This window comes from Martinezella sp. CNPSo 3964, assembly GCF_057784375.1.
In genome coordinates this window covers 213,638-222,899 of record NZ_JBXSOW010000012.1, presented here as the reverse complement: position 1 = coordinate 222,899, position 9,262 = coordinate 213,638, and the positions used below count along the sequence as shown (strand labels likewise).

Genomic DNA, 9,262 nt, shown 5'->3' with positions numbered 1-9,262 from the left:
ACACGGTCCGGAGCGTCGAGAAAAAACCTTCGGATCGGCTTGCCAAGGCGTGAAAGACGATTATAGTCAGGAAATAAATATTCCATAGAAGAAAATGAGGGAACGAAATGGCATTATCATGGCGTTTCTCCGCATTGGCGGACCGGCACCGTGCTCTCGGATCGAAACTCGAGGACTGGAGCGGTATGGGAACCGCCTGGACCTACGACAAGGACATGTCGCAGGAACATGTGGCGATCCGCACCAAGGCCGGGCTGATGGATGTTTCCGGCCTCAAGAAGGTGCATCTCGTCGGGCCGCATGCCATTGCCGTGCTCGACTATATCACCACCCGCGACATGTCCAAGATCTATCCCGGCCGCTCGGTCTATGCCGCGATGCTCAACGAGCGCGGCTACTTCACCGACGATTGCATCGTCTACCGCACGGGACCGAACTCCTGGATGCTGGTGCATGGCTCGGGCTCCGGCCACGAGGAGCTCGTCAAGCAGGCCGCCGGCCGCAACTGCGCCGTCCTCTTCGACGACGATCTGCACGATCTGTCGCTGCAAGGCCCCGCCGCGGTCGACTATCTCGCCAAATATGTGCCTGGCATCCGCGACCTCAAATATTTCCATCACATGCAGACGACGCTGTTCGGCGTGCCCGTGATGATCTCGCGCACCGGCTATACGGGCGAGCGCGGCTATGAGATCTTCGTCCGCGGCCAGGATGCGCCGATGGTCTGGGATCGCATCGTTGCCGAAGGCGAGGAAATGGGGATCATTCCCTGCTGCTTCAGCGTTCTCGACATGCTGCGCGTCGAAAGCTATCTGCTCTTCTACCCCTATGATAACTCGCAGATGTATCCCTTTGCCGACCAGCCGCCCGGCGACAGCCTGTGGGAACTCGGCCTCGATTTCACCGTCAGCCCCGGCAAAGCCGGTTTCCGCGGTGCCGAGGAACATGCACGCCTCAAGGGTAAGGAACGCTTCAAGATCTTCGGCATGCTCATCGATGCCGATGGCCCGGCCGATCTTGGTGACGAGGTCTATGCTGAGGGTAAGAAGGTCGGCGTCATCACCTGCCCCTGCTATTCGTCCTTGACGAAGAAATCGATGGCGATCGCCCGTCTCGACGTTGACAAGGCCGTTCAGGGCACGAAACTGGAAGTTCGTGGCAAGAGCCTCAAGGCGAGCGCGATTGCCCATACGCTGCCGTTCGACGATCCGGAAAAGAAGAAGAGGACGGCTATCGGCTAAGGAGGCGCTCATGCTTGTCGAAGGCATCAAGAGCCGACCGGTCTACAGGGGTCTCTCCATTCAGCCGCATGCCCGGCGGCATCTGTTTGCTCTGGAAGGCGAGGGGGCCAATGCCCTCCTCGACCAGACGCCGGCGCTTGACGATGTAGCGCTGTCGCGCAGCGAAATCCTTTATGTTGCGCGCGGCTCACAGGGCAGGGGTCATGACGAGAGCCTGCGCAGGCTTGGCGCCGACATGTTCTTCACTGCGCCGACGATCGCGACGTTGCTTTTCCGCCTGAAAGGCTCGCTTGCAACGGCGCATATGGGCACGCGGCTTTATATCGCCGGTACCGAGGGCTTTATCGGCCAGGCCATGATGGTGGCGCTCGACTACGGCATGGATCATGCCTCGATCATCACGGAACATCGCGGATCGCTGTCCCGTCGCGTGCAATGCGTTCACTGCAAGGGCATCACCGAGGATGTCACGCACAGTCCCTTCGCCTGCGGCCATTGCGGGTTGCCGCTATTGGTGCGCGACCACTATTCGCGTCGTCTCGGCGCTTTCCAGGGCGTCAACATCGATGCGGAAGAGCCGGGCACGGCACCCGATCCTGAGGAGTTGTTCCTGTGAGCGGTGGTACGGAAATTCCGGTTCGCGTCGCGAAGGTGACGCCGGTCGCCGATCGCATCAAGCGCTTCCGCTTCGAGCGTCTCGACGGTGCGTCGATGCCTTATTTTTCCGGCGGCGCGCACGTCATCGTTTCCATGAATGATGAAGGGCATGTGCGTCGCAACGCCTATTCGCTGATGTCGCCGCCGCATGATTGCTCGGCCTATGAGATCAGCGTGCTGCGCGTCGAGGAATCGCGCGGCGGCTCCGCCTTCATGCACGAGAAGGTGAGGGAGGGCGACGAGCTCAAGGTCAGCTATCCCGTCAATCTTTTCCAGCCGGATTGGCGCGGCCGCAAGCATCTGCTGATCGCCGGCGGCATCGGCATCACGCCCTTTATTGCGATGATGCAGCAGTTTTCGCGCGAAGGTGCCAATTTCGAGCTGCACTATGCCGTGCGCTCGCTCGATCGCGGCGCCTATTGCCGCGAACTTATCGAGCAATATGGCCCGCAGCGGGTGAAGATCTATTGCGATGCTGATCGCAATTTCATTCCTGTGGCACGTCTGCTCGAAAGCCAGCCGCTCGGCACGCATCTCTATGTCTGCGGCCCGGCCGGCATGATCGATGGCGTGTTGAGGACGGGTATCGAGGCCGGTTGGCCGGAACAGAACCTGCATTCCGAGCGCTTCCTCTCGTCACAGCCTGGCAAACCCTTCTCCATCATGTTGACGCGGTCGGGCAAGACCGTTCATGTCGGCCACCACGAAAGCATGCTGGAGGCGATCGAGGCTGCCGGCATCGACGCGCCCTTCCTCTGTCGCGGCGGCGCCTGCGGACAGTGCGAGACGAGTGTTGCCGCCTGCGACGGCAAGCTTCTGCATAATGACGTCTATCTGACCGACGAAGAAAAGGCCTCCGGCCGAAAGGTGATGATCTGTGTTTCCCGTTTCGAAGGAAGCGCATTGCATCTCGACCTTTAGGCTTCAGGCCGATACCCAGGAGAACGGACATGGCAATCGCCTTCAAGAATGAAACATTCCGGGACGATTTCAGCTATCGCAACAGTCCGGAAAATGTCCGGCGCTTTCCGTTCCCGTTCGATCGCGACGAGTACATGTATTCGGTCAACATGGAACCGCATGTGAAGGGGCAGAAGGATACGGTCTTTGAAAGCCTGATCGACGTCGACGAGCATTACGTCGCCGAGATGCACGACCGGGCTCTGGTCCTGAAGGAAGATCCACTGCGCTACCAGGCGCTGCCGCACATGATGTCCGCGCAATGGGATACGCTGGAGCTCCTGATGGAGGAGCAGGCCGCCGGCTATCCCGAGCATTTCACGCTCACCAAGAATGGCGACCAGTGGCGCTGGATCAACCGTCCCCTCGGCATCGACGACACCTTTACGTTCGGCGATGCGTCGACGCTGCCTTACGAACCCTTCGAATACATCACGCGACAGGCACAGGGCGATTTCTGCATCGTCGACCAGCGCGACGGCAATCTCTGGATGGATGCCGGCATGGTGACGACCCAAGCCGACTGGTCGCTCGATTTCGACATCGGCATGAACTTCATGGAATGGCACGGACCGGTGCCGCTCGCCCACCAGATCGGGGTCTTCGACCGTGCCCTGAAATTCCTCTTGAACCTGCAGCTGGGCAAGCCGACACGCCGGTTCAACTGGACGATGACCATCAATCCGCGCCTCGATACCAGCCCCGAAAACTATCCGAAATGGGGTCCGGATCGCACCACGGTGACGCCTGAGAATGTCGGCGAAAAGGTGCATCTTCGCGTCGAGCTGCAGAGCTTGTGGCGCCTGCCGCGTTCCAACGCCATCCTCTTCGTCATCCGCTGTTATCTGATGAATATGGACGAGCTCGTCACCGTGCCGAAATGGGCGCGCCGCTTCCCGCGTGTGCTGAAAACCCTGCCGCCGGAGCTCATCGATTACAAGGGCCTGACGCGCTTCCGCCAGACCACCATCGACTGGCTTTCGAGATATGACGACGGGGCGCCGACCAGCCCCGGCATTTTTCCGGATTGATGCCGGGCACCACGCCAAACTTCTGCAGGCAATAAGAATTTCGATAGAATCGAGAAGGGGAATGCGACATGACACGAGTTGCCGTTATCGGTGCCGGCCCTTCGGGCCTTGCCCAGCTGCGGGCCTTCCAATCGGCCGCAAAGAAGGGTGCTGATATCCCGGAAGTCGTCTGCTTCGAAAAGCAGGCGGATTGGGGCGGCCTTTGGAACTATACCTGGCGCACGGGCCTCGATGAATATGGCGAGCCCGTCCATGGCAGCATGTATCGCTATCTCTGGTCGAACGGCCCGAAGGAATGCCTGGAATTCGCCGACTACTCCTTCGAGGAGCATTTCGGCAAGCCGATCGCCTCCTATCCGCCGCGTGCCGTGCTCTGGGATTATATCAAGGGCCGCGTCGAAAAGGCCGACGTGCGCAAATGGGTGCGCTTCAGCACGCCGGTACGCATGGTACGCTTCGATGAAGAGACGAAGAAATTCACGGTGACGGCGCACGATCGCACGCAGGACCGGATGTATGACGAGGTGTTCGACTATGTCGTCGTTGCCTCGGGTCATTTCTCGACACCGAACGTGCCCTATTTCGAGGGCGTGAAGACCTTCAACGGTCGTGTGCTGCATGCACACGATTTCCGCGATGCGCTGGAATTCAAGGGCAAGGACGTGCTGCTCGTCGGCCGCAGCTACTCGGCCGAGGATATTGGCTCGCAATGCTGGAAATACGGGGCGAAATCCGTGACGACGAGCTATCGCTCCAAGCCGATGGGCTTCAAATGGCCTGCCAACTTCGAAGAAAGGCCGCTGCTGACGCGGCTGGAGAACAAGACGGCATATTTTGCCGACGGCTCATCGAAGGATGTCGATGCGCTGATCCTGTGCACCGGCTATCAGCATCACTTTCCGTTCTTGCCGGATGATCTGCGCCTGAAGACGGCCAATCGCCTCTGGGCCGACCACCTCTACAAGGGTGTGATCTTCGACAAGAATCCGCAGCTTTTCTATATCGGTATGCAGGATCAGTTCTACACCTTCAACATGTTCGACGTGCAAGCATGGTGGGCGCGCGATGTCATCATGGGCCGCATCAAGCTGCCGCCGGAATCCGAGCTGCAGGCGAACTTCGACAAATGGCGCGCCCGTGAGGAGACGCTCGAGGATGCCGAGCAGATGATCTGGTATCAGGGCGACTACGTGAAGGAGCTGCTCGCCGAGACCGATTATCCGAGCTTCGACATCGAGGGTACCAACAAGACCTTCATGGAGTGGGAACATCACAAGGCTGAGAACATCATGGGCTTCCGCGACCATGCTTACCGCTCGCTGATGACCGGCACCATGTCGCCGACGCATCATACACCCTGGGTCGACGCGCTTGACGATTCGATGGAGGAATATCTGCGCAACTGATCCGCGGTCATTTCCCCACCTAACCGGCAAGGGAGGCGAAGAGCAGCCCTTGCCGGCCCTTTTGTGCGTTGAGACGAAACGAGTTCATCCGCAACCTTCTCTTCGGGCATGGCATCCATGGATTTCCAGACAAGCGTTCTCGGCCGCATGGCCGGTTTCCTCTATCGCTGCCGGGCAGACGAAAACTATACGATGCTCGAAATGACCGATGGCATCGAGCGCATCTTCGGCTATCCGGCCGACGAGATTGTCGGTAACCGCACGCGAACGTTTACCTCGATCATGCACGAGGACGACATTCCGCTCATGGACGAGCTCGTCGGCAAGGCGCTGGAAGCTCGCACGGACTGGACGATGGAATATCGCATTCGTCACCGTGACGGACATCTTGTCTGGGTGACGGAGACCGGCGGCGGTGTCTGGGACGAGGCCGGCGAGCTGCTTTATCTCGAGGGCAGCATCCTCAATGTCGAATCCCTTTATCAGCGCCTTGATGAACAGACCGCAGGCATGCGGGTCACTGCATCCAAGACGAACGAGATCCTGCAGTCCTTGCGCTATCTGAAGCTGCTTGCCGTCAATGCCGGCATCGAGGCGGCAAGGGCAGGGACGGCCGGATCGGGCTTTGCCGTATTGGCGGCGGAAATGCGCACGCTCGCAAACTCCTCGGAAGAGGCAGCGCGTGCGATTTCGAGCGCGCAGAGGAAGGCAGAATAAAGCGTTCTCCGCGTATTTTCGTTAGTTCGGTGCAACTCAGGTTCCGATAGTGCGTGAGCGAAGGAGTTCCCTCGTAGAGCCGTGTTGCGTTGCGGCAACCTTAAAGAAGCGGCCGGCGGAGGTGGCGCATGGTTGGAAAACCATGGCCACACCCAGTCGATGCAGTCAGACGCCAGTTTTAATGGCCGGAAACGCCCGGCATGCTCTCCGCCTTCTCCAGGCCCGCCTGTTCGGGAGTAAGTTCGTCCGCCAGGCCGACCCATAGGCACTGCAGGGTTGAACCGCCAGCCAGATTCTGAATGTAGGTTGCATTGCCGTTCGCAGCATAAGAATCTGTGTGTCCTGCTGCGATATTGACGTTTTGCCAATTGTTGACGTGAACAATCGTCAGATTGTACGTCGATACATTAGGACCACGATTATAGACGTGCAAAATTCCAGGCACTGGTCCTAGTATGTGTATTTGTCCATCTGGTGGTATATTGACGACTGCCATTTTCATCTCCTCTTGTTGAATATCGCATAGCTGTCCTGCGCGAGAGGCTATGGGTTATCCTCCTTGCTCAAGGCAGCCCGACAATAGAGGCCGCTGCTTCGAGGAAATGTGCGGAACATCACAGACGGGGCGGAATATCACGGCTTGAAAGCCGCGATGTGCCGCGCGATAAATTCGCTTGTGTTGAAATCGGTCGCCGCCTGCCGCCGTCAACGATCGGGAAACGACAAGAGCACCGCGATAGCTTCAAGCAACGCCTGGAAGCGGAAGGGTCGGAAATGCTCTAAGAGCGCGGCCGCGTCTTCTGCGGGTCGTAGTGGGAGAGCGGCACGATGACTGCCGGAAGCCGCTTCTGCTGACCGTCGAGCTTGCCGATCTCGACCTTGGTGCCGACGGCCGCATGCGTGACGTCGACGCGGGCAAGCGCAATGGTCTTGCCGAGGATCGGCGACCGTGTCGCGCTGGTAATCACACCGATCTGCGCCCGGCCGATATGGATGCAGTCACCATGGCCGACGGCTTCGTTTGCTTCGACATCGAGGCCGACCATCAGATGGCGCGGATTTTCCTTCCGGCGGATCAGTGCCTCCCGGCCGATGAAATCATCCTGCTTGGATTTCAGGGGCACAGTGAAGCCGATGCCGGCCTCGAAGGGATCGGTCTGGTCGTCGAATTCATGGTGGGCAAAGACGAGGCCAGCCTCGATGCGCACCATGTCCAGTGCCTCCAGGCCCATGGGCTTCAGCCCATAGGGCTCGCCGGCTTTCCAGACCGCGTCGAAGACGGTTGCCGCATCCTTCGGATGGCAGAAGATTTCATAGCCGAGCTCGCCGGTATAGCCAGTGCGCGACACGACGACCGGCGCTCCCTCGAAGTGGCCGATACGGCCGACGGCGAAGCGGAACCATTCGAGCTCGCCGATCGTCGGCTGCCGGGGCGCAGTCCAGATGATCTCTTTCAGGATATCACGGCTCTTCGGGCCTTGCAGGGCAATATTGTGCATCTGGTCGGTGGAAGAGCGGACCCAGGCCTTGAAGCCCTTCTTCTCGGCCTGCTCGCGCAGCCAGATGCCGCTATAGTCGTCGCCGCCGATCCAGCGGAAATTCTTGTCGCCGAGACGAAACAGCGTGCCGTCGTCGATCATGCCGCCATGTTCGTAGCACATGGCGGAATAGACGACCTGAGCGGTCGATAGCTTGCGCACATCGCGCGTCAGGCAATATTGCAGAAGCTCTTCCGCATCCGGCCCCGTCACCTCGAACTTGCGAAGCGGCGAGAGGTCCATCACCACGGCGCGTTCGCGACAGGCCCAGTATTCTTCGACCGGTCCTTCCGAAGAGAAGCGGTTCGGCAACCAGAAGCCGCGATATTCGGTGTAATCGCGCGTCATGGCGGAGAGGCGCGGGTGGAATGCGGTTTCCCGCGTCAATTCAGGGTCGGCGTCAGGGGTCATGCGATAAGCCACCGCTCGTGTGAATTTTTCTTTGCCGGAAAAGGTGCGGACGTGGATATCGGTCGGGTCCCAGCCATTGGCCGCATCGATGTCATCGGGGCAAGAGGAGGAAACACAGACGAGATCCGTCAGTGCGCGCATCAGGACGTAATCGCCCGGTCTCGACCAGGGTTCGTCGAGATAGAGCTGGTTATTGTGATCGACATTGGTGTTGTAGAAGTAGTTGAGCGCCTCCCAGCCCTTTCGGCCGGCAATGCCGTAGGGCGCAAGTGCCGCGTTGAAATTGTCGGTGCAGTTGACATGGCCGGGATAGCCCATGTCGTCATAGTATCGCGAATTGCAGGCCGTTGCGAAGGCGTCGTGGCGGCCGACCGTATCCTGCACGATTTCCACCAGTGGCTCGAAATCACGGTCGAAAGCCTTGGAAGGAAGGCCGGGAGCCGGATAGCTGCGGCCAAGCAGGGTGCGGGTCACTGTGGAATCGAGTGCAAGATCGAGGCCCTTGTCGACCTTGCGGGCGGAAAAGGCCTGAAAGTCGGTGCATTGCCGGCCATAGACATCGATGATCTGAATATATTCGCCGGCACGAACGAAATAGGCCGAAGCGGTTGCCGCCTTGATGCGAATGTCCTCGATCGGATCGGCGAGCGGTTCCGGCAGCGCGGAGGCATAATCGCGCAGGATCGTCGTGTGGCGTATCCTGACCTCGATGGGTGTTGCCGTGTCCTGTGCCTCTGGCGACATAGCTGCTCCCGGCGCGCAGGCGATCAGCAGACCTTTGAGAGCGATGGTGAATTCCGCGGTGCTGCCGGTAGGCGATGACCCGCCGAAAAGGTGCAATGCGGCGGCGGTGGCCAGGTCCGCGCCGCGCCGCTCCAGCGTCTTGCGCATGCGTCCGGCACTTTCATCTGCGGACGAAAGAATGGCTTTCAATCCTGTCGCTTCGCCGGTGAACGCGGAGCCCAATCCTGCGGATTGAAAGCGGCCCTTTTCATCCAGGAAAGTCAGCTCGCAGACCTGTCCGCCCTCGCTGTCCGTGACCGTGATCCGGTCACCGGGCTCGACGCGCACGACCAGCGATCCGCCGCCCTTGCAGCGGTAGCGCTCGGTGTCGGGCGGCAGCGTCGGAATGCCCGGATAGCGGATAATGCTTGCCGAGACGGGCCGTATTCCGGCGGTCGGCGGATGGAGATCTCGCATAGAGCCCTCTCGGGAAATGAGGTGTGTCGGACACCGGAATCATGCTGACAAAATGCTGTTCGAAAGTAAAGGGATGTTGACTAAAAAGAAAATATCTTCAC

General features: G+C 59.5%; 8 protein-coding genes. 6 read left to right on the top strand and 2 right to left on the bottom strand.

The features are described 5' to 3' along the window. The first annotated feature begins 107 nt into the window (after window positions 1-107). From AC13Q5_RS29360 to AC13Q5_RS29335, 6 genes are all read left to right on the top strand, one after another. A complete protein-coding gene (locus AC13Q5_RS29360; RefSeq protein ID WP_488504074.1) occupies window positions 108-1,241 on the top strand; it encodes an aminomethyl transferase family protein in 1,134 nt (377 codons plus the stop codon). Between the two features lie 10 nt (window positions 1,242-1,251). Continuing rightward, window positions 1,252-1,857, top strand: coding sequence for a dimethylamine monooxygenase subunit DmmA family protein (locus AC13Q5_RS29355; RefSeq protein ID WP_457877575.1), 606 nt, complete (start codon window positions 1,252-1,254; stop codon window positions 1,855-1,857). Next, window positions 1,854-2,819: a PDR/VanB family oxidoreductase gene (locus tag AC13Q5_RS29350; protein ID WP_488504073.1), complete on the top strand. Its 966-nt coding sequence runs from the start codon at window positions 1,854-1,856 to the stop codon at window positions 2,817-2,819. Before AC13Q5_RS29355 ends, AC13Q5_RS29350 begins: the two co-directional genes overlap by 4 nt. A 29-nt stretch (window positions 2,820-2,848) precedes the next feature. Beyond that, window positions 2,849-3,889: a heme-dependent oxidative N-demethylase family protein gene (locus AC13Q5_RS29345; RefSeq protein WP_488504072.1), complete on the top strand. Its 1,041-nt coding sequence runs from the start codon at window positions 2,849-2,851 to the stop codon at window positions 3,887-3,889. Between the two features lie 68 nt (window positions 3,890-3,957). Beyond that, entirely contained in the window at window positions 3,958-5,295 is a 1,338-nt protein-coding gene (locus tag AC13Q5_RS29340) for a trimethylamine monooxygenase (RefSeq protein WP_075855098.1), read from the top strand. A gap of 117 nt (window positions 5,296-5,412) precedes the next feature. Next, complete coding sequence (locus AC13Q5_RS29335) at window positions 5,413-6,012, top strand: methyl-accepting chemotaxis protein (protein ID WP_075855140.1); 600 nt, start codon at window positions 5,413-5,415, stop codon at window positions 6,010-6,012. A gap of 178 nt (window positions 6,013-6,190) precedes the next feature. Here AC13Q5_RS29335 and AC13Q5_RS29330 read toward each other — a convergent pair whose 3' ends face one another. Together AC13Q5_RS29330 and AC13Q5_RS29325 are read right to left on the bottom strand one after the other, a co-directional pair. Further along, window positions 6,191-6,508 (bottom strand): hypothetical protein, encoded by a 318-nt coding sequence (locus tag AC13Q5_RS29330; RefSeq protein WP_143525515.1) that lies wholly within the window; start codon window positions 6,506-6,508, stop codon window positions 6,191-6,193. A gap of 283 nt (window positions 6,509-6,791) precedes the next feature. Further along, the gene (locus AC13Q5_RS29325; protein ID WP_488504071.1) at window positions 6,792-9,161 is read right to left on the bottom strand and encodes a trimethylamine N-oxide demethylase; all 2,370 of its coding nucleotides are present in this window, start codon (window positions 9,159-9,161) and stop codon (window positions 6,792-6,794) included. Between the last annotated feature and the right edge of the window lie 101 nt (window positions 9,162-9,262).